General features: G+C 27.4%; 17 protein-coding genes. 13 read left to right on the top strand and 4 right to left on the bottom strand.

What is annotated here, in order from left to right; genetic code table 11:
• Nucleotides 1-206: 206 nt before the first annotated feature.
• Complete coding sequence (gyrA, locus tag Q1J76_RS07625) at nucleotides 207-2,717, top strand: DNA gyrase subunit A (protein WP_300369238.1); 2,511 nt, start codon at nucleotides 207-209, stop codon at nucleotides 2,715-2,717.
• Nucleotides 2,718-2,937: 220 nt separating this feature from the next.
• Entirely contained in the window at nucleotides 2,938-3,300 is a 363-nt protein-coding gene (locus tag Q1J76_RS07630) for a PepSY-like domain-containing protein (protein WP_300369241.1), read from the top strand.
• A gap of 10 nt (nucleotides 3,301-3,310) precedes the next feature.
• Here Q1J76_RS07630 and Q1J76_RS07635 read toward each other — a convergent pair whose 3' ends face one another.
• From Q1J76_RS07635 to Q1J76_RS07650, 4 genes are all read right to left on the bottom strand, one after another.
• Nucleotides 3,311-3,985 carry an ABC transporter ATP-binding protein gene (locus tag Q1J76_RS07635; protein WP_300369244.1) on the bottom strand — a complete coding sequence of 225 codons (675 nt, stop codon included), beginning with the start codon at nucleotides 3,983-3,985 and terminating at the stop codon, nucleotides 3,311-3,313.
• On the bottom strand, nucleotides 3,982-4,545 hold the full coding sequence (locus Q1J76_RS07640) for a hypothetical protein (RefSeq protein WP_300369247.1): 564 nt from the start codon (nucleotides 4,543-4,545) through the stop codon (nucleotides 3,982-3,984). Before Q1J76_RS07640 ends, Q1J76_RS07635 begins: the two co-directional genes overlap by 4 nt.
• Nucleotides 4,546-4,667: 122 nt before the next feature.
• On the bottom strand, nucleotides 4,668-5,195 hold the full coding sequence (locus tag Q1J76_RS07645; RefSeq protein WP_300369250.1) for a hypothetical protein: 528 nt from the start codon (nucleotides 5,193-5,195) through the stop codon (nucleotides 4,668-4,670).
• Nucleotides 5,196-5,328: 133 nt separating this feature from the next.
• On the bottom strand, nucleotides 5,329-6,402 hold the full coding sequence (locus tag Q1J76_RS07650) for an ankyrin repeat domain-containing protein (RefSeq protein ID WP_300369253.1): 1,074 nt from the start codon (nucleotides 6,400-6,402) through the stop codon (nucleotides 5,329-5,331).
• Between the two features lie 375 nt (nucleotides 6,403-6,777).
• On the opposite strand from Q1J76_RS07650, the gene Q1J76_RS07655 reads away from it, so the two are divergent.
• From Q1J76_RS07655 to Q1J76_RS07705, 11 genes are all read left to right on the top strand, one after another.
• The gene (locus Q1J76_RS07655; RefSeq protein WP_300369255.1) at nucleotides 6,778-7,245 is read left to right on the top strand and encodes a TspO/MBR family protein; all 468 of its coding nucleotides are present in this window, start codon (nucleotides 6,778-6,780) and stop codon (nucleotides 7,243-7,245) included.
• A gap of 81 nt (nucleotides 7,246-7,326) precedes the next feature.
• Nucleotides 7,327-9,555, top strand: a complete 2,229-nt coding sequence (locus Q1J76_RS07660) for a glycoside hydrolase family 2 protein (RefSeq protein ID WP_300369258.1) — start codon at nucleotides 7,327-7,329, stop codon at nucleotides 9,553-9,555.
• An 84-nt stretch (nucleotides 9,556-9,639) separates the two neighbouring features.
• On the top strand, nucleotides 9,640-10,080 hold the full coding sequence (locus Q1J76_RS07665) for a MarR family winged helix-turn-helix transcriptional regulator (RefSeq protein WP_300369261.1): 441 nt from the start codon (nucleotides 9,640-9,642) through the stop codon (nucleotides 10,078-10,080).
• Between the two features lie 71 nt (nucleotides 10,081-10,151).
• Nucleotides 10,152-10,592 carry a YkgJ family cysteine cluster protein gene (locus Q1J76_RS07670; RefSeq protein WP_300369264.1) on the top strand — a complete coding sequence of 147 codons (441 nt, stop codon included), beginning with the start codon at nucleotides 10,152-10,154 and terminating at the stop codon, nucleotides 10,590-10,592.
• 16 nt (nucleotides 10,593-10,608) lie between these two features.
• On the top strand, nucleotides 10,609-12,069 hold the full coding sequence (locus tag Q1J76_RS07675; RefSeq protein WP_300369267.1) for a B12-binding domain-containing radical SAM protein: 1,461 nt from the start codon (nucleotides 10,609-10,611) through the stop codon (nucleotides 12,067-12,069).
• Nucleotides 12,070-12,130: 61 nt separating this feature from the next.
• Complete coding sequence (locus tag Q1J76_RS07680; protein ID WP_300369270.1) at nucleotides 12,131-13,084, top strand: peptidylprolyl isomerase; 954 nt, start codon at nucleotides 12,131-12,133, stop codon at nucleotides 13,082-13,084.
• Nucleotides 13,085-13,287: 203 nt separating this feature from the next.
• A complete protein-coding gene (carA, locus tag Q1J76_RS07685; RefSeq protein WP_300369273.1) occupies nucleotides 13,288-14,373 on the top strand; it encodes a glutamine-hydrolyzing carbamoyl-phosphate synthase small subunit in 1,086 nt (361 codons plus the stop codon).
• Nucleotides 14,366-17,563 carry a carbamoyl-phosphate synthase large subunit gene (gene carB / locus Q1J76_RS07690; protein WP_300369277.1) on the top strand — a complete coding sequence of 1,066 codons (3,198 nt, stop codon included), beginning with the start codon at nucleotides 14,366-14,368 and terminating at the stop codon, nucleotides 17,561-17,563. The genes carA and carB overlap by 8 nt, the downstream gene beginning before the upstream one ends.
• Nucleotides 17,564-17,837: 274 nt before the next feature.
• Entirely contained in the window at nucleotides 17,838-20,399 is a 2,562-nt protein-coding gene (gene glgP, locus Q1J76_RS07695) for an alpha-glucan family phosphorylase (RefSeq protein WP_300369280.1), read from the top strand.
• Between the two features lie 355 nt (nucleotides 20,400-20,754).
• Nucleotides 20,755-20,925, top strand: a complete 171-nt coding sequence (locus Q1J76_RS07700) for a DUF554 family protein (protein ID WP_300369283.1) — start codon at nucleotides 20,755-20,757, stop codon at nucleotides 20,923-20,925.
• 55 nt (nucleotides 20,926-20,980) lie between these two features.
• Complete coding sequence (locus Q1J76_RS07705; RefSeq protein ID WP_300369287.1) at nucleotides 20,981-22,114, top strand: hypothetical protein; 1,134 nt, start codon at nucleotides 20,981-20,983, stop codon at nucleotides 22,112-22,114.
• The last annotated feature ends 115 nt before the right edge of the window (nucleotides 22,115-22,229 follow it).

The following is a 22,229-nucleotide window of genomic DNA, read 5'->3' on the forward strand; positions in this document are numbered from 1 at the left end:
TTTTTTTCTGTTGTGTATTATACTGTTTCATAGATATTCCTTTTTGTTTTTTTTAGCAATTTAAATTATAAGGAATATCTCATTTTTTTTAAACTAAAAGTGTGCAATATCTATGGAACTTAAACAACTATAGTATTAAATATATATTGATAATTTTACAGCAAAATGTTATAATTGTACGAATATTTTTTAAAGGATAAAAATATATGGCAGTAAAAAAGAATAAACCAGAGCTTTCAGAAGAGAGACAATATTCTACGCTGACAAAAGATATACTAAAAAGAGTAGATCACATTTCAATAGAAAATGAATTAAGAGAATCGTATTTAACTTATGCTATGAGTGTTATAGTATCGAGAGCATTACCTGATGTTAGAGATGGATTAAAACCTGTTCATAGAAGAATACTTTATGCCATGTATGATGCTAATCTTACTCATGATAAACCTTATAAGAAATCTGCTGCTACAGTAGGTGAAGTTTTAGCACGTTATCACCCGCATGGAGATGCTGCAGTTTATGGTACTATGGTAAGAATGGCACAAGATTTTTCTATGCGTTATTTACTTGTAGATGGACAGGGTAACTTTGGTTCTATAGACGATGACCCACCTGCTGCAATGCGTTATACTGAAGCGAGAATGACTCGTTTTGCAGAGGAAATGCTCAATGATATAGAAAAAGAAACTGTTAGATTCGTACCAAACTTTGATGATTCCAGAACTGAGCCTTCTGTACTTCCTGCAACAGTTCCTCAGCTTTTAGTTAATGGAAGTATGGGTATTGCTATAGGTATGGCTACAAACATGCCACCTCATAATTTAAAAGAAGTAGTGAATGCTGTTATTTACTATATAGATCATCAGGATGCTGAAATAAAAGATTTAATGCGTTATGTGCAAGGTCCTGATTTCCCTACAGCTGGAATTATATACGGTAAAGAGGGTGTAAAAGAGGCTTATACTACAGGAAAGGGAAGAATAAAATTAAGAGCAAGAGTTGAAGTAGAGGAAACAAAGAAGGACAGAGAGGCTATAATAGTAAGAGAACTTCCTTATGGAGTTGTAAAAACTACTTTGCATGAGAAAATAGCCGATTTAGTTAAACAAGGAAAAATCGAAGGTGTTGCTGATATTAGAGATGAGTCAAGTAATAGAGCTGGAATTCGTCTTATAATAGAACTCAAAAAGGGAGTTGCTACTCAGATAGTACTTAATCAATTATGGAAACATACTGATTTAGAAACTACTTTCGGAATAATAAATCTTGCTTTAGTTAATGGTGAGCCTAAAGTTTTAAATTTAAAAGAACTTATAAAATATTTTGTTGATCATAGAGTTGAAGTTATAACTAAAAGAACAGAATATGATTTGAATCAGGCTAAAGCTAAAGCACATATATTAGAAGGCTTATTAATAGCACAGGCTAATATAGAAGAAGTTATAAGAATAATAAGGGAAAGTGAAAATACAGATGCAGCAAGAAATACCCTTATGAATAGATTTAAACTTTCAGAAAAGCAGGCTCAGGCTATACTCGATATGCCACTTAAGAGATTAACTGCTTTAGAAAAATTAAAAATAGAACAGGAATTGCAGCAGTTAAGAGAGTTTATAGCTTATTGCGAAGACTTACTTGCTCATCCTGAAAAAATACTTGCTGTTATTAAAGATGAATTAAAGAAAATATCAGAAAAATATGGTGATGACAGAAGAAGTGAAATAATAGGAAAAACTAATGATACTGAAATAGACGAAGAAGATTTGATACATGATGAAGATGTGGCAGTATCAATAACTACTCAAGGATTCATCAAAAGAGTGCCTGCTTCAAGTTATCGTACACAAGGCAGAGGCGGTGTAGGCGTTCAGGGAGGTAAATCTCAGGGAGAACATTATATTGAGCATTTATTTGTTGCTTCTACCAAAGATTATCTATTTATATTTACAGACAGAGGCAAAGCTTTCTGGATGAAAGTGTATGAGATACCTGCTTTAAGTAAAATTTCTCAGGGTAAAAGTATTAAATTCATACTTAATTTAGCACCTGAAGAAAAAATTACCAGCTATTTTACAGTATCTTCATTTGAGGCTAAACAGTCTATTATAATGGTTACTAAAATGGGTACTATAAAGAAGATGGAATTAAAGCATCTTGAAAATGCGAAGAAGAGAGGAATACTTGCTTTAACATTAGAAAATAATGATGAATTAGTGGCTGTTTCTCCTGTACAGACTGGAGATGATTTCATTATGACAACTGCTACAGGACTTGCTTTGAGAATCACAGAAGAGAAGATTAGAAAGATGGGAAGAGCTGCTTCTGGAGTAAAAGGTATTGCTTTGGATGATAATGATATTTGTGTATCTGGAAATGCTATACATAAAGGCGAATCATTAATAGTAATTACTGAAAATGGTATAGGCAAAAGACTTTCTTCTAAACAGTTTAATGTTAAAGGCAGAGGCGGAAAAGGTCAGATTTATATTAAGCCTGATAATAAAACAGGAAAGGTTGTAAGTGTGAAAACGGTAGGGGATAAAGATGAGATAATGGTTGTTACTACCGATGATATGACTATAAAAATAAAGGCTGATTCTATACCTGAACTTGGAAGAAATGCTAAGGGTGTGAAGATAGTTAATATTTCTGATGGGGCAAAAGTTAGTGATTTGGCTGTTGTTCCTGCTTCTGATGAAGAAAAAAATAAATTATAATTTAATATACTGAAAGCCTGCATTATATGAAAATGTGGGCTTTTTTGTGAAAAAAAAATTTGTAAAATAAAATGTTTTTTAAAAAAAATTTGTTATAATAAAAGTATAATACTTATAACAATGATTTTAATTTATTGATTATGAATTTCTAATTTTTAATAAAAATTGCTTGTTAAAAATATAAATAATATTAATATAATACTAGAGGTTTTTTGTTACTATGGATTCTTCACTAAAGTTACCTTATAATGCTGAGATTTTTATAAAGAGTAAATTCCTAAAATCTAAAGTAATTTACTTGGAAAAAGTAGATGATATTTTTAAGGTTGAACTTGATAATGAAGTATCTATAACATTTGATGAGAATGGCAATTGGATTTCAATTAATAGTTATAAGAGATTGCATATTAATGTTATACCTGATGTTGTTAAAGAAAAAATAAGCAAATTGAAAAGACTTGAGGAAGAATATATGAATGAAAATTTGGATATTAATGAGATAAGGCGAATTATTAACTCGTATAGGGTTGTACTGGATAATTATTTAGAAATGCATATATATAATAGTAATAATAATCAATAAATTTCAATAATCATTTCAAACATCTTACAATTTTTCCATTAGACATTTCATAAACATTATTAGCATGTGCTGCAATATTATGAGCATGTGTAACCATTATTATACTAGTGCCTTGTTTATTGATAGTTGTTAATATTTCCATTAAAGTTTTTGTTGTAGAAGGGTCTAAATCGCTTGTAGGCTCATCGGCTATTAAGCATTTACAACCATATGCCAATGCTCTCAATATAGCTACTTTTTTCATTTCGCCACCTGACAAATTATATGCTTTTGAATATGTTTTATCTTTTAGGGCGAATAATTCTATATTTTCTTTAGTTTGATTTATTTTTTCATCTGTAATTTTATGTTTAAAAGCTAATGGCATAAGTATATTATCTATAACGTTTATAGTCGGTATAATTACAGGATATTGAAATATATAAGAAAAATATTCTCTTCTAAAACTTGCAAGCATATCTTCATTGGCTCCATTCAATTTGAAAGAGTCATAATATATAGTACCACTTGTAGGTTTTAATATTCCGCCTATTATACTCAATAATGTGCTTTTTCCGCTTCCAGTATGTCCTACAAAACTTATAAAATCACCTTGATTAATATCTAAACTAATATCTTCGCAGGCATTACATTGATTAACACCTAAAGGGAAAACTTTTGATACATTTATAATTTTTATATTCATAGTGTTCCCCTCAAATCTTCATAAGGATCTTTATTTAGAAGCAGTGAATTTGATATGAAAGCACCTATCATAAATCCTATTATTAATACAGCATTAACCAAAAGTATAATATAAGCTCCACTAATAACATCTAATACTTCTACTAAAGTTAATATATATGATCTATATCTTAAATATAAAATAAGCATTTCTATAATACAAATTAAAAATGATATTAAAGGATATAAAAGACTTATCAATGTAGCTAATTTTCTTATAGCCAATTTAGTAGCTCCGAATATACGCAAAGTAGAAAACATTCGGCTATTTTTTGAAAATATATATGAACTTGATATAGAAGAGTATAATACTCCTATTATTAATATAGCTATAAATAAAGCATATATAGAAAACTCTCTGAAAAAAGGTATATTTTCATTTAATAATATTTCATACTTCCATACTAAACTGAATATAGAAGTTATAGTCATAAGTTGCGATAATGAAACAAATATTATTATCGAAAAAACAATGCTTCCTTTAATAAGTTTAGAAGCATATCCTATAGTTGAATTATACACAATTAATACCTTTTATTTTTATTTACTATTAAACCTATTATTAGTATCTTTGTAAAAATACAATATATAAAATATCGATATTATCAATAATTACTTAACTAAATTATTTTAATATATAAAAGTTATTTTAAACTTCCAAATTCTATTGTATTTGCTTTATCCACTTCCTCCATATAAGGCACTGGATATTCCGACATATCTTTTCCATCTCTTAAAGTGTTGTATATGGTGAGATTATTTTTTTTCCAATTTGATAATCTATTTTTATATTCTTTGGTATATCCTGAAGTCATTTTTAATTTATTATTATCCAGCATAAACATTACATACATATTAACATTGCTTGAAGGTATTGTATCTCTTATATCATAAGCCAAATTATTTAGAGGAAGTCTTTCATAATAGTATGCTGTATTTTCTGTATCGGCATATATGAATACTCCAGTTCCTTTTTTCATTCCATTTATTTTGTACTCTATATTCCCGTTATCTTTAAATGTGTATAAATATCCATTGGGGGCTATTACACTTTTCCCTTTTACAGTTTTTATCCAAATATCATTACAATTTTTTTGACTAACTGTTTTAGGATTAGAAGCACATGATGTTATTATAAATAATAAACTTAAAACACTATAAAATTTTATCATAAAAATACCTTATATAATATTATAATTATATTTTCGACATAAAAAAAATTATTATATAAAAATAAAATTATCTTTTATCAATTAAATTTTATAACCAAATTGTATTATTATTGTAATAACTTTGAAATAATGATTATTTATTATATTTATCAAAAAGTTTTATTATATCTTCTCTTTTATTTTTGGCAGCTATTCTGTATGCTGTATTGCCATAATTATTTCTTTCAACAGGATTTGCTCCAGCATTTAAAAGTTCTTCTATTATATTAATAGGAGTACCTATTGTTCTATATACTTTTTTATTTAAATTAGTGTCTTCAATAGGAGCTTCATATTTATACATGACCGCTCTTATTAAAACAGTATTTCCATTTCTATCACTTGCATTGACATCAGCACCTAATTCTATAACTTTTTTTATCAATTCAAAATCTAATTCTCTTTTTTCTATTAAATACATAAGTAAAGTTTTTCCATCATTCATGCTGTATGAATTAACATCAGCACCTAAATTTATATATTCATTGAGTATTTTAGTGGAATAACTGCTGTCAAAATTAGTAGATATTATTTGTGCATTATATATAATTCCTTCATTTAAATTACTTGCTCCAGCATTAACTAATTCTTTTATTATATCAATATTTGTTGCAGCTGTAAGAGGCGATTTTCTCTCTGCACCTTTATAATTTCTGTATGATTCTATATATGCTCTTGTATTAACATTTGCACCATTATCTATTAAATATTTTACAATTTCTAAATTATTACCTTCGCATGCAGATACTAAAGCTGTATTAATATCTTTAGCACCCAAATCTATAAGTTTTTCTACTATATCTAATTGTCCGCCTATGGCAGCATATGATAAAGCTACATTATAATTACTAGCACCAGACTTCATTATATTTTCTGCTATATCCCAATAACCTTCAGAACATGCAATATAGAATGCAAAGTCAAAATCTTTAGCACCGAAATCTAATAATTCATTTACTACTTCTGTATTTCCAAGTTTAACAGCATACATTAAAGGACTCATTCCATAATTAATATTATATAAATCTAAATTAATACCTTCTCTTAATAAAATTTTTACTTTTTCTATATCATTATTTTTTATACTTTCCATTAAATCATCATTTTGTGCAAATGATATTAAAGAAGTATTAAATATCATAATCAATAAAGCTATTATTTTTTTCATTATAAAATCCAAATTATAAAATATCGTTTATATTATCGGAAATGATAAAAGTATACTTATTATAAATAAAATTTTATACTATGTTTATAAAATAGTAAACATAACATTCATATTCAAATATATTTATTTTTATAGGTTTATAATTTAATTAATCATAGGGGTAGAATTAAATATTTAATAAGAGGTATAAAATTTATTAAAAAGTATTCGTAATAGTTCTACTTTTATAAGAAATAATAGTAATAACAATAATATAGCAAATATTGTTTAAGAAGTTAAAGTTCTTTTTTTTCAGTAAACTTTAAACTATATGATGATTATTATTTTTTATAATTGATATATAATTAATAATCATAAAAATTTTGAGGTAAGAAAATGAACAAAAAATTTATCATTACATTAATAATTTCAATAATAGTATGTTTATTAATAGGTTTTTTGGGAGGAATCAGTGTAAAAGCTGATAATTTTGTATGGTATAATTCTTTAAATAAATCTCCTTTAAGTCCTCCGAATATATTATTTCCTATAGCTTGGAGTATATTATATATATTGCTTGCTATATCTATTTCTATTATTATTAATATAAAGCCTTTGTATAAAAAAGCTGTTATAATTTTTATAATACAATTAATATTAAATTCTTTTTGGACTTATATTTTCTTCGAATTAAAACAGCCTTTATTCGGACTTGTAGAGATAATTATTTTAGATATTATGATTATAATAACTATATTGAAATTTAAATCTATTTCAAAAATTGCTTCTATTTTACTTTTGCCTTATTTATTATGGTGTTTATTTGCGAGTTATTTAACATTTCATGTAGTAATGTTTAATTAAAAATTATTATAAAACTTTAATTGATTTTTATTATTTTAAATATAAAATATTTGCATAATAAATCATTGGAGTATACAAAAAATGAGGGAAATAATCAATTTCAATACTAATTGGATTTTTTTCAAAGACTGGAATGATAATATAAAAACAGAAAAATTAAATAATGGAGAGAATGTAACATTACCGCATACAGTTGCAGAGATACCAATACATTATTTCGATGAATCAGATATCTGCCTTATTTCGGGATATCAAAATATATTTAATTATGATAAAAATAAATTTAAAGATAAAAGAGTTTTAATAAATTTTGAAGCTGCTATGGTTGCTGCTGAAGTATTTGTAAACGGAAAAAGTTTCGGTGAGCATAAAGGCGGATATTTACCTTTTGTATATGATATAACAGATAAATTAAAAGACGGAGATAATATAATATCGGTAAAATTAGATAGTACTGAGAGAAAAGATATACCTCCTTTTGGAAATGAAATAGATTATTTATGTTACGGCGGAATATACAGAGAGGTTCAAATTATAATAGTTGATGAAATTTCTATTGAAAATATTATGATTACAGGGCTTGCCAATCAGAATATAATAGGAAAAATAAGAATAAGAAATAGTAAAAAAGAAAATGCAAAAGAAACTATTTCTATTAATTTGTATAATAGAGAATATCATATATGTGAAATAAAAAAAGAAATAACATTAAAAAAAGATGAATTATTTACTGATATAGAAATAGATGAACATATTGATTCGGATAGAATAGAATTATGGAGTATAGATAATCCTAGACTTTATAAACTTGAAGTATCACTTTCTAATGAAGATTTGATGTATGTAAAAATTGGTTTTAGAGATGTGAAATTCACAGAAGAAGGTTTCTTTTTAAATGGAGAAAAGATAAAATTAATAGGTCTTAATAGACATCAGAGTTTTCCTTATGTTGGTTATGCTATGCCTAAGAGAGTTCAGAAAAAAGATGCAGATATACTTAAATTTGATTTGGGACTTAATATAGTGCGTTCTTCTCATTATCCAGCTTCAAGACATTTTTTGGACAGATGCGATGAGATAGGATTAATGGTTTTTGAAGAGATTCCGGGATGGCAGCATATAGGGGATAAAGAATGGCAGAAACTTTCCATAGAAAATGTTAAAGATATGATAGAGCGAGATTTTCATCATGCTTCTATAATAATATGGGGCGTGAGAATAAATGAAAGTCAGGATAATCATGATTTTTATAAAGCAACTAATGAAACATCACATAAATTGGATAAAACAAGACAAACTGGCGGAGTAAGATATATAACAGGAAGCGAACTTTTAGAAGATGTATATACTATGAATGATTTTAATTATGACGGTATTGCTGATCCTATAAAAGCCCAAAAGTTTGTAACGAAATTAGATAAAAATGTTCCTTATATGATAACAGAATATATTGGACATATGTTCCCTACAAAAATGCAAGACTGTGAAGAAAGATTGATAGAACATACTAAAAGACATTTTGAAGTTATTAATGCCGTTGCAATAGATAAAAATATAGCAGGTTCTATTGGATGGTGTGCTTTTGATTATAATACTCATTATAATTTTGGTTCTGGCGATAGAATATGTTATCATGGTGTTTATGATATTTTTAGAAATCCTAAATTGGCATCAGGTGTATATTCTTCTCAAATAAGCAGAGAAAATAAAATTGTATTAGAACCTATTACTATTTATGCCAGAGGAGAAAGAGCTATAGGTGGAGTATCTCCTTTAATGATAGCTACCAACTGTGATTATGTTGAAGTTTATTACAGAGATGAGTTAATGGCTAAAGAGTATCCTGCTTCAGGAAAATATCAGGGATTGATTTATGCTCCTGTAATAATAAAAATGGAAGTTAATATACCAGGTGTAAGTGATATGGGTTGGGGAGATATGAAGATAATAGGTTATATTGATGGTAAAGCTGTTGCAGAAAAAAAGTATTTGAATAATCCTTCTTTTAAAGATTTAGAAATTAAAGCAGATGATTATGAAATAAATTCTATAAAAGAAGGCTCTTCTTGGGACTCTACAAGAATAACAGTAAAAGCAGTTGATGCTATTGGAAACAGACTTCCATATATTAATGAAGCTATTATAATAGAAGTTTCAGGAGAAGGTGAATTAATGGGAAATGATAATCCTGTACTTGAAGGCGGTTATTATTCTTTTTGGGTAAAGTCTAATAATAAAAATGGAAGTATAAAGGTTACAGTAAAAAATAAAAGAGTTGAAAATAAAACTATAGAGATAAAAGTAAAATAATTAATAGTATTTAAAAAAATTAATCTTGTTTTATTTGAAATTTATTGTTTAATATAGTTAAAATATTATAAAATTGGAAACACTATGAAGAATGAAGATATAAAAAAATATATGGACACCATATATGATTTTTGGTATACTTCCAATAGATTTTATTATTTATGGGCTAAACAGTATGGTATTACGGATTTAGCTTTATTTACATTATTTATAATCTATAATTCAGAAGAATGCGTTCAAAATACCATTACAGAAAAATTATCAGTACCTAAACAGACTGTTTGTTCTATATTGTATAATTTTGAAAAGAAAGGATATATTAAGAAAAAAATTAATCCGAAAGATAAAAGAAATAGATTAATAAGTCTTACGAAAAAAGGTCTTTCATTTGCAGAACCTATATTAAAAGATTTAGAAAAATTGGATATTGGTATGATTAAATGTTTATCTAAAAATGAAGTAGAAAATTATGTAGATGTTCAGAAAAAACTTATTTCATTTATGGAAACTTATTTTGATCATTAGAATATTGAATTTAAATCTATTATTATTATAATGTTTAAATTGATTTAATATTCTAAAAGGGAGTTTTAATTTTGAAAGTTATACCTTCAGATAGTTTATTAAAAAACAGAAAAGAAAAAGTTAGTGAAGAATTATGTGCTGATTGTAATTCTTTATGCTGTCATGATTTGGTAATGGAAATATCTTCTCCAAAAAATGAAAGCGAACTTAATACTTTAAAATGGTATTTACATTTTAGGCATTCATTTATTTTTATATATGAAAAAACTTGGTATCATATGATAAGAAGCGAATGTAGATACTTGGATAAAAAAAGTTATTTATGTAAAAATTATGAGAATAGAAATGAGATTTGTTCAAAACATAGTCCTCCTAAATGCGAAAGATATGAAGAATGGTATGATGTAATATTTGATGATCAGTATGAATTAGAAAAATATGTGTATGAAAATAAGATTATAAAAAAGAAAGCTGGTGCTACAAAGAAAAAAGCTACCAAAAAGATTAAATAATTTATTTGTTTATTTTATGAAAAAAAAAGAAATAAAAAAAGTTTGTATAACATATCCTCCATTTGAATATAATAATGGATATCCTTTAATATCTTTAAATAGACAGTTTCAATGGTTAAGAAATCCTTCATATTCATATCCAATAATCCCTTCTTATGCCGCTACATTATTAAAAAATAACAGTATCAATGTTATATTTTTGGATACAATAGCAAGGAATATGACTACAATAGAATGGTTTGATAGTATAGAAGAGATAATGCCTGATTTAATACTTTTTGAGGTAAGAACTCCTATTATAAATTATATTTGGGATGCTATAGAAACTTTAAAAGAAAAATATGAAAACATTTATATAGTTTTGGCAGGAGATCATGTTACAGCTTTGCCTGAAGAAAGTATGCAGAAATCTAAAACAGATTTTATACTTACAGGCGGCGATTATGATTTTTTACTTTTAAATTTGGTTAATCATATTAATAATGGTGAAAAATTATCTAAAGGTATATATTATAGAACTTCAAATTACAATATAAGAAATACAGGTAAATTTGAACTTGAGGAATCTTTAGATAGACTTCCATTTATAGATAGAAATCTTACCAATTGGAAATTATATTCTAAAAAAAATGATCATTATAAAAAAATTCCAGGTACATCTATAATGTCTGCAAGAGGTGCTATATATAATAATTATAACAGCAATTCCTCTAATATTCTTTTTAATAATATAAGAGTGAGAAATCCTATTAATGTTATAGATGAAATAGAATTTTTAAATAAAAGATATGGTATAAAAGAAATATTAGATACAAGTGTTTATTTTCCAACTGGAGAATGGCTTTCATTATTCTGTCAGACTATGAGAGAGAGAAAGCTTAATAAAAAAGTGTATATGGACTGTTATATTTATCTTGGATTATTAGAGTATCAGGATTATTTAATGATGAGAAAGTCTGGATTTAAAACGGTACTTTTTAATTTTCATTCTGTAAATGCCAAAAGTTTAGAGAAACTTGGTATTAAAAATAATAGTGTGGATAATATTATAGAATCTATTAAGTTAGCCAATAGGGCAGGTCTTTTTACGGATATGATGGTGAAAATAGGATATCCTTGGGAAACTGATGAGGATATAATAAATACATTTAATATTGTTAAAGATTTGATGTTTAATGGATATATTAATTCTATGAATGTTTCTCTTTTTATACCTTATCCTGGAACTAAAATATTTGACTATTGTACTGAAAATGATCTTATCAATACAACAAAGTGGTTTGAATATGATATGCGTAGAACTATTATGAAATTGGATATAGATGATGAGAAAATATTTAAATATATTGAATATTTCTATAATTTATCATTTACGCCTAAATATTTTATTCATAAGATAAGAAGTATAAGAGATATTTACGATATAAAATACCATATAAAATCATTCAAAAACATACTTGCATATAAGTTATTTTAATGATATTCTTTTATCATGGTTTTATATGCATGTTAATAATTATTGAGGATTAAAATAAAAAATGAAAAAAATAATAGTTTTTATATTATGTTTTATTTTTATACAAAGTAATCTTTTATTTAATGATGTTGTAAATAGTATAGTGGGTATAGTTGGTTCTATGCCTATTACTTATGAAGATTTTTTAAGCAGGAAATCATTTTTAACATTACAGGCTAGATCTGTAGGTCAGAGAATCAATGATGATATGGTTTATAAAGATTTAGTTGAAGAGAGAGTAATGTATTTAAAACTTAAAGAATATAATTATGTTATAGAAGAAAATGATGTAAGCAGAAGATTGGAAAATATAGCAAAACAGTATAATATGAGTTTAGATCAATTTTCAAAACAGTTAATGTCTGAAGGTATATCATATGATGAGTATAGAAACTCTATAAGAAAGCAAATAGCTATGGAAAATTTAAATGGACTAGTTGTAAATAATACAGAAATATCAGATGCCGAAGCAGATGAGTTTTATAATAATACTAAAGATAAATCAGCTTTTGAGGTTGATACTTTAGTTAGACTTTCTTGGATATTTTTCAAGGCAACAACTTTTACAGAGAAAGGTGAGAAACAGGAATTAGCAGCAAAGGTTAGGGGAATGGCGGCTAGAGGAAAAGATTTTTCTGAACTTGCAAAAGAATATAGCGATGATAGTACTACTAAAGAAAGCGGTGGAGATTTAGGATATAATTTACTTTATGATGCTGGAAAAAGATCTTTGCCTGCACAAATTAATGCTGGTCTTAATCTTGCAAAAAGAGGATATAAAGTAGGTACTATAAGCAGTGTGAGAGAATTGGTTGGAAAAGGTTTTTATATAGTGAAAATATCTGGAATAGAAAAGGATATGGAGAGTATAAGAACTAGAGTTAAAAATTATTTGGGTGAAGCTCGTATGAGAGAATCATTCATAAAATGGCTTGATGAGGAAACTAAAAGAGTATCTGTTCAGCTTTATAAATAATAAGAAATTAATAAGTAAATAATTTATAAAAATTAAGAATAATATTATGATTTGGAAATATTTTAAAATAAAAACAAATCTGCGAATGATGCAGTTTTTAATAATCTTAAAAAAGATTGGAGATTAACTTTCAGTTGATTTCCAATCTTTTTTTTATTTTCGATAAAAATCTAAAAAAAAATTAGAATTTAGGAAGGTACATTTTGAAACGTTATTTAATACTTGAAGATGGTAGCTATTATGAAGGGGTTGGTTTTGGTTCTGATAATTTCAAAGTCGGAGAATTGGTATTTAATACATCTATGACAGGTTATCAGGAAGTATTATCAGATTTATCATACTGCGGACAAATAGCTGTTATGACTTATCCATTAATTGGCAATTATGGAATAAACAGAGATGATTTTGAAAGTTTGAATCCTGCTGTATTTGGATTTATAGTTAAAGAATTTTGTAAAAGTCCAAATAATTTTAGAATGGCAGAAAATATAGATGATTTTTTAAAATTGAAAAATATTCCAGCCATAGAAAATATAGACACCAGAGCAATAACAAAAAAAATCAGAGAAGTAGGAACATTAAAAGCAGTAATGAGCGATACTATAGATACTATAGATAATATAGTAAAACTTCTTAAAGAAACACCATATATGGATGATCATGTAAAAAGAGTTTCTACCAAAAATGCTTTTCCTATACCAAACAGAGGTAAAAAAGTTGTATTAATGGATTTTGGAGCAAAACTTGGAATAATAAGAGAATTAAGTAACAGAAACTGTGATTTAATAGTTGTTCCTTATGATACAGATGCAAAAACTATAATGAGTTTGAATCCAGATGGTATAATGCTTTCAAACGGTCCGGGAGATCCTAAAGATGTAAAAGAATCCATAAATACTATAAAAGAACTTATAGGAAAGTTTCCAATATTTGGTATATGTTTAGGACATCAGCTTATAAGTTTAGCATGCGGAGCTAATACTATTAAATTAAAATTTGGGCATAGAGGTGGAAATCACCCTGTTAAAGATTTGGAAACTGGTAGAGTAAGCATAACAAGTCAGAATCATAGTTATGCTGTAGAAATAGAAAGTTTAAAAGATACAGAACTCGTTATGACTCATGTATCTTTAAATGATGGAAGCTGCGAGGGAGTAAAACATAAAAAATATCCTGTATTCTCAGTTCAGTATCACCCTGAATCTAATCCCGGACCTGAGGATAGTATATATTTATTTGATAAGTTTATTGATATAATAAATAATAAAAATGGAGAAAAAAATGCCTAAAAGAACAGATATAAAAAAAATATTAGTAATAGGTTCAGGACCGATAATAATAGGACAGGCTGCAGAATTTGATTATTCAGGAACACAGGCATGTCAGTCTTTGAAAGAGGAAGGCTATGAAGTTATACTTATAAATTCAAATCCTGCTACAATAATGACTGATACTTCAGTAGCAGATAAAGTTTATATAGAACCTATAAATTTAAATTTTACTAAAAGAATAATATACAAAGAAAGACCTGATGCTATATTAGGTTCTCTTGGAGGACAGACTGGACTTAATTTGGTTGTTGAGCTTGCAGAGAGCGGAATATTAGATGAATATAGTGTTGAAGTATTAGGGACGGATTTAAATGCCATAAATTGTGCTGAAGACAGAGAGCTTTTTAAAAAGTTAATGAATGATATTAATGAACCTGTGCCTGAAAGTGTTATAGTTCATAGTGTAGAAGAAGCGGTAGAGTTTGCAAACAAAATAGGATATCATTTGGTTGTACGCCCTGCATATACTCTCGGAGGTACAGGAGGAGGTTTTGCAAGAAATGAAGAAGAGTTAATTGAGATATGTCAGACAGGTTTAAAAATAAGTCCCGTTCATGAATGTTTAATAGAAAAAAGCATTGCAGGATATAAAGAAATAGAATATGAGGTTATGCGTGATAATAATGATAATGCTATAGTAGTATGCAATATGGAGAATATTGACCCTGTAGGAATACATACAGGCGACAGCATAGTAACTGCACCCTGCCAAACTTTAAGCGATAGAGAAAATCAAATGCTCAGAAATGTAAGCCTTAAAATAATAAGAGCTTTAAAAATATGCGGAGGATGTAATGTACAGCTTGCATTAGATCCTAACAGCTTTAATTATTATATCATAGAAGTTAATCCTCGAGTATCTCGTTCAAGTGCTTTGGCAAGTAAGGCTACTGGTTATCCTATTGCAAAAATAAGTGCAAAAATAGCGGTGGGTATGACTTTAGATGAAATAATTAATCCTATAACAAAGAAAAGTTTTGCATGCTTCGAACCTTCTATTGATTATATAGTAACTAAATTTCCAAGACTTCCTTTTGATAAATTTCCTAATGCCGACAGACAATTAGGTACGCAGATGAAAGCCACAGGAGAAGTTATGAGTATAGGCAGAAATTTTGAAGAAGCATTTTTAAAAGCTGTACGCTCTCTTGAAATAAAATGCGATCATATAATTCATAATGATGTTTCTCAATGCACAACAAAAAAATTATGGGAGAATATAGAATTAAGAGATGATTTAAGAATATTTATCATAGCAGAACTCTTAAGAAGAGGCGAAGATATTGATGATATAATAGATATTACTCATATAGATAAATTCTTTTTGGATAAAATAAAAAATATAATAGAATTAGAAGAAAAATTGAATAAAAATAAAATGAATATAGAAGTTTTGAGGGAATGTAAGGCAAGAGGATTTTCAGACAGTTATATATCTAAAGTGTGGGATATGAAAGAAATTGATATATATAATTTAAGACATGAAAATAATATTATTCCAGTATATAAAATGGTTGATACTTGTGCTGGAGAATTTGAAAGTGATACTCCTTATTTTTATTCCACATATGAAAAAGAAAATGAATCTGTAAAAAGCGAAAAGGAAAGCATTATAGTTTTGGGTTCAGGACCTATAAGAATTGGGCAAGGAGTAGAATTTGATTATTCAACCGTTCATTCTGTTATGACTATAAGAGAAGCAGGATATGAGGCTATAGTAATAAATAATAATCCTGAAACAGTTTCTACCGACTTTTCAATATCCGATAAACTTTATTTTGAACCATTAACAATAGAAGATGTTATGCATATAATAGAATTAGAAAAGCCGAAAGGGGTTATAGTTCAGTTCGGCGGACAAACTTCTATTAATTTAGCTGAAAAATTATATGAGCATGGAGCAAATATATTAGGTACTTCATTAGAAAGCATCAATAAAGCAGAAGACAGACATGAATTTGAGAATATGCTTAAATTACTTAATATTCCTCAGCCAAAGGGAGAAACTGCATTTACCGTTGATGAAGCAATAAATATAGCTAAAGATATAGGCTATCCTGTTTTAGTTCGTCCTAGTTATGTACTTGGAGGAAGAGCTATGGAGATAGTAGACAATGATGCATCATTAAAAATGTATATGGAAACTGCTGTAAAAGAAGTAAGCAATAAAGCTCCTATACTCATAGATAAATATGTTATAGGTAAAGAAATAGAAATTGATGCTATAGCCGACAGTGATAATAATGTTTTTATACCAGGTATAATGGAGCATATAGAAAGAGCGGGCATACATTCAGGTGATTCTATAAGCGTATATCCTGCACAAACTATATCTCAGAAAATAAAAGATATTATTATTGATTATACAAAGAGAATAGGAAAAGGCTTTAATTTTGTAGGGCTTTATAATATACAATTTATAGTTGATAGAGATGATAATGTTTATGTACTTGAAGTTAATCCAAGAAGTAGCAGAACTGTTCCATTTTTAAGCAAGATAACTAATATTCCAATGGCTAATATTGCTACTATGTGTATATTGGGAAAATCTTTAAAAAAACAAGGTTATTATGACATATACAAAGAAGAATCCAAAAAAGTATTTGTTAAAGCTCCTGTATTTTCTTTCTCAAAATTAAGAAGAGTTGATACAATACTTGGACCTGAAATGAAAAGCACAGGTGAAGTTTTGGGATTTGATACTAATTTTGAAAAAGCATTATATAAAGCATTGGTTGCAAGTGGAGTTAGAATACCTCTTCATGGCAATGTTCTTCTTACAATATCTGATAATCATAAAAATGAAGTACTTGATTTAGCAAAAAGATTTTCAAATATAGGATATGGAATATATGCTACTAAAGGAACTGCCGATTTTTTAAGAAATGAAGGGCTTTATGTTAAAGAAGTTTCAAAGATTTATGAAGAAGGTTTTGAAAAGATAGTAGATACTATAAGACTAGGAAAAGTTGATTATGTAATAAATACAATAGAAACTAACAGTCAGACTCATTCTGATAGTTTGGAATTAAGAAGAGCTTCTGCAGAAAATAATATATCATGCCTAACATCATTAGATACAGCATATGCTCTGCTTAAAGTTATAGAATCTATGAATTTCAGTATTATAGATATAACTAATATATAAAACCTATCTTATTATTTTTATTTATAATCCTATTTTTTGTATTTATGAAACATTTCTATAATATAAAAATAAAGCCTGTTCATGATATTATTAGCAGGCTTTTGATTTTTGATAATGTTTATATAATAAATTAGATACAAAATTAATAAAATTAAATAAAAAATGTATATAATTAAGTATAATCAATAATTATTAAATAAATTTATTGATTTTATTGTAAAATATTATAGAATAAACATTAGTATATCTAATAATTTTAAGGCGGTAAATTTTTATGAAATTAAACAAATATATGGTTTCCCCATCGGTACCAAAAGAATTAGAGCCACTTATCGAAATTACTAAAAATTTTTGGTGGTGTTGGAATCAGAAAGCTGTAACTTTATTAAGAACAATAGATATTGATAATTGGGATAAAAGAGATCATAACCCTATAAGAGTTTTAGGTGAATCTCTTCAGGAACGTTTTGATGCTATGCTCCAAGATGATGCTGCTATGATGAATTTAGCAGAGGTTTATGATGAGTTTAAAACTTACATGAATCAGGAAACTTGGTATGATAGTTTGGATAATAATCAGAAAACTAAAAAAGAAAAAATAGCTTATTTTTCTTTTGAATATGGTTTGCATGAGTCTTTACCTAATTATTCAGGCGGTTTAGGTATATTATCAGGAGACCATTTAAAGTCTGCAAGTGATTTGGGATTGCCTTTGGTGGCTGTAGGACTTTTATACAGAAAAGGTTATTTCAGACAGTATTTAAATGCTGATGGTTGGCAGCAGGAATATGATATAGAAAATGATTTCTTTAACTTGGCTTTAGAAAAAGTTTTAGACAAAAACGGCGAAACAATGAAGGTGGATGTTGATTTACCTGGAAGAAAAGTTTATGCTCAAATTTGGAAAGCTAATGTTGGAAGAATAGAGCTTTATTATTTAGATGCTAATATTGAAGAAAATAGTGTTGAAGATAGAGATATCACTGCTCAGCTTTATGGCGGTAATTTAGAAACTAGAATACAGCAGGAAATACTTTTAGGTATTGGTGGTGTTAAGGCATTAGAAAAATTGGGCATTAAACCTACTATTTATCATATGAATGAAGGTCATAGTGCTTTTCTTTCTTTGGAGAGAATGAGACAATTAATGGCTAATAATCATTTGGATAAAAGCACAGCAAGAGAAGTAGTATACAGTTCTAATATATTTACAACTCATACTCCTGTACCTGCTGGTAATGATATATTCCCTATAGATATGGTTCAGAAGTACTTCTCTGATTATGTTGGTCATATAGATATGAGTATGGACGAATTCATTAGACTTGGAAGAATCAATCCTGATGATCAAAAAGAGAATTTCTGTATGACTGTACTTGCTCTTAATTTATCTGCTGAAAATAATGGAGTAAGTGAACTTCATGGACATGTATCAAGGGCTATGTGGAAAGATATTTGGAAAGGAGTTCCTGTAAGCGAGCTTCCTATAGATTCTATTACTAATGGAATTCACACTTTAAGTTGGATATCTTTTGATATGCAGAATTTATTAGACATATATTTAGGTCCTCGTTGGAGAACTAAACCTTTAGAATTTGAAATTTGGGAAAGAGTTCAAAAAATACCTGATGCTGAACTTTGGAGAACTCATGAAAGAAGAAAAGAAAGACTTATTGATTTCTGCAGAGAGAGATTAAAAACTCAAATTACAAATAGAGGATTTACAAAAAGCGAAATAGAACATGCTGATCAAATTCTTTCTCCAGAAGCTTTGACAATAGGTTTTGCTAGAAGATTTGCTACTTATAAAAGAGGAACATTACTTTTTAGAGATTTAGAGAGATTAAAAAAGATAATAAATAATTCTGAAAGACCTGTACAAATAATATTTGCAGGTAAAGCTCACCCACATGATAATGGCGGTAAAGAATTAATTAGAAATATTGCAGAAATTTGCAGAAGAGAAGATTTAAGAGATCATATAGTATTTTTAGAGGACTATGATATTAATGTAGCTAGATATATGGTTCAGGGTGTTGATGTATGGCTTAATAACCCTAGAAGACCTTTAGAGGCTAGTGGTACAAGTGGTATGAAAGTTCCGCCTAATGGAGGATTGAATTTTAGTGTATTAGATGGTTGGTGGGATGAATCTTATGACGGTCAGAACGGATGGGCTATAGGAAATAGAGAAGAGTATACTGATTTGGAATATCAAGATGAGGTTGAAAGTAAGGCTCTTTATAATGTATTAGAAAATGAAATAATACCTTTATTCTATGATAGAGGAAGAGATAATATACCTAGACAATGGGTTGCTGCTATGAAATGGAGTATGCAGACTGTTTGTCCTATATTCTCTACTAATAGAATGGTTGCTGATTATTTCCATAAATTCTATAACAATGCAAGTAAAAGATATTTCAATATGACTGGAAATGAATTTACTAAAGCTAAACAATTAAAATCTTGGAAAGAGGATATTGCTTCTAAATGGTCTAAAGTTTCATTTGAAAATACTATTTCAGAAATGTCTTCAAGAAATTTGAAAGTTGGAAGTAAATTTGAAGTAAAAACTATAGTTAATTTGGGAGATATAGCTCCTGATTCTGTAAGAGTAGAAATTTACTATGGTAAATTGAGTATGAAAGAAGAGATTATAGATCCTGTTACAGTAGAGATGAAACATTCTGCTGATTTAGGTAATGGAAGACATTCTTTCTCAGGTACTTTAGAATGTACTAACAGCGGTCAAAGTGGATATGCTATTAGAATGTATCCTTACCATAAAGATTTAAGTTATAAATTTGATATGAAACTTATTATATGGGGTTAATACTTAATAAATAACTTATTATATTTGGGCTTGAACAGATAATGTTTAAGCCCATTTTTTTACTTGTATTTAGTTCTGATAATAAAATGATAATCTTTATATATATTAGTTATTAAATCCATTTTAATTTTAAATGGGGTTTATAATTCCAATATCTAGTTTTACTCTTATACTTGATCCACTCGATAAATTTATCAAAAAAATCTTATTTGTAAAATTTTAGTTATGATGAAATAAACTATCAAATATTATTTTATTTTTACAATTATTAAGATTTATTTATGTCAGTAGTTTATGAGATTGGGGTTAGATTTTCTATGATAAGTATATTTATTTTAACTATGATTTAATCGTTTTGAGAGCCTTATCTATCTTAAACTATGTTAATGAAGTTTCTGCTGTTAGGGGAGCTACTGTTATGATGATAGGAATTAATTTATTAAAAATAGCTAAAATAAAAATGGGTGATTTTTTGCCTGCTATAATTTATTCTATTTTATTGTTTTTGCTTATACCTTATATTTAATTTTTATGATATAATATTATGCAATGAATATTAAAATGTTAGGAGATATTATTATATGGAAGATGTAGTAAAAGAGTATATTGATTATACCAAAGAGAAAGCTAATGTTGATGAAGTTGCAAATAAGAAGCTTGTATCTCAGAATGATAAATTCTTAAAATTAAAGGAATATGTAAAAAATAATCCTGATAAGGAATTTTCTATATGCAAAGAGATAGTATCAGAATTTGATAATATGGATATATTAAAATCTTATTATGCTGCTAATTTTGTGGGACATGCTTTGCATCATGAAGATAGTATAGACGAAGAGATAGGAAAGAGTATTATAAATTTATTTTTTAGAAATATAGATAAAGCCTGCAGATTTATAGAGAATGCATCTCAGCTTTATAATGTAGATGAAGATGAGCTTACTGAAGATGATATTGCAAGAATTACTATAGATGTTATGTATAGATTGGATTATAAACCTTTAGAGGCATTTATTGGTATTGATATGATGATTCCTCCTGTAATGACTGTAATATGTACTAATCAAAATTTGAGAAAGTACTTTATTGATTTAGGTTTGACTGAGCATATTGAGTATTTGGAGTCTTATGTTCATGCATTATCATATATACATATTGGTGTAGAAGCCTGCAATAAAACAAAAGTTCTTATACTTACTCCGAAAATGCAAAGAGGTTTTTATATAGAGGCATCTGATTTGAGTAATGGATATTATCTCATTACTTTATTAGAGGCTGAATTATATAAAAAGAATTTATTAAAAAGATACGGTATAGATAATTATGAGTTTAATGAAACAGTTTATAATATAGCAACAGGTAAGGAATATGCTAAAGAATTGATAGAAGCCGAGGCACATCAGCAATACTATACCATATATGCAGTTCAAAAAGATGGTAGTTATAATATAGAAGATGAAAAAGGAGAATTGGATTTAAATAAAATATTATACAGCGATATGTCTCCTTCAGAAATTCCAGATTTGGAGGATACTCATATACTTATCATGGATAGTGAAGGTATGTGGACCAAACCTATAAAATGGGATATAAGCTATTTTTCAAAACCTCATCAGAAATTAAATCCTTATGTGAAAATATTAGATGAAATATCCGATGAAGAATATAATATTTGGATGGAAAAAATTAAAAATTATAATTTTTATTTATTATAAATATAATATTTGAAAAATTACTTTATAGTTATTAGCTATTTTTTATTGCTTTAAGAAATTGATAATATGATAAATAATCAAAATTCTTTATTGAGTTAATTGATTTGATATTATA

Origin of the sequence: Brachyspira sp., assembly GCF_029258575.1 — a bacterium.
GTDB lineage: Bacteria > Spirochaetota > Brachyspiria > Brachyspirales > Brachyspiraceae > Brachyspira.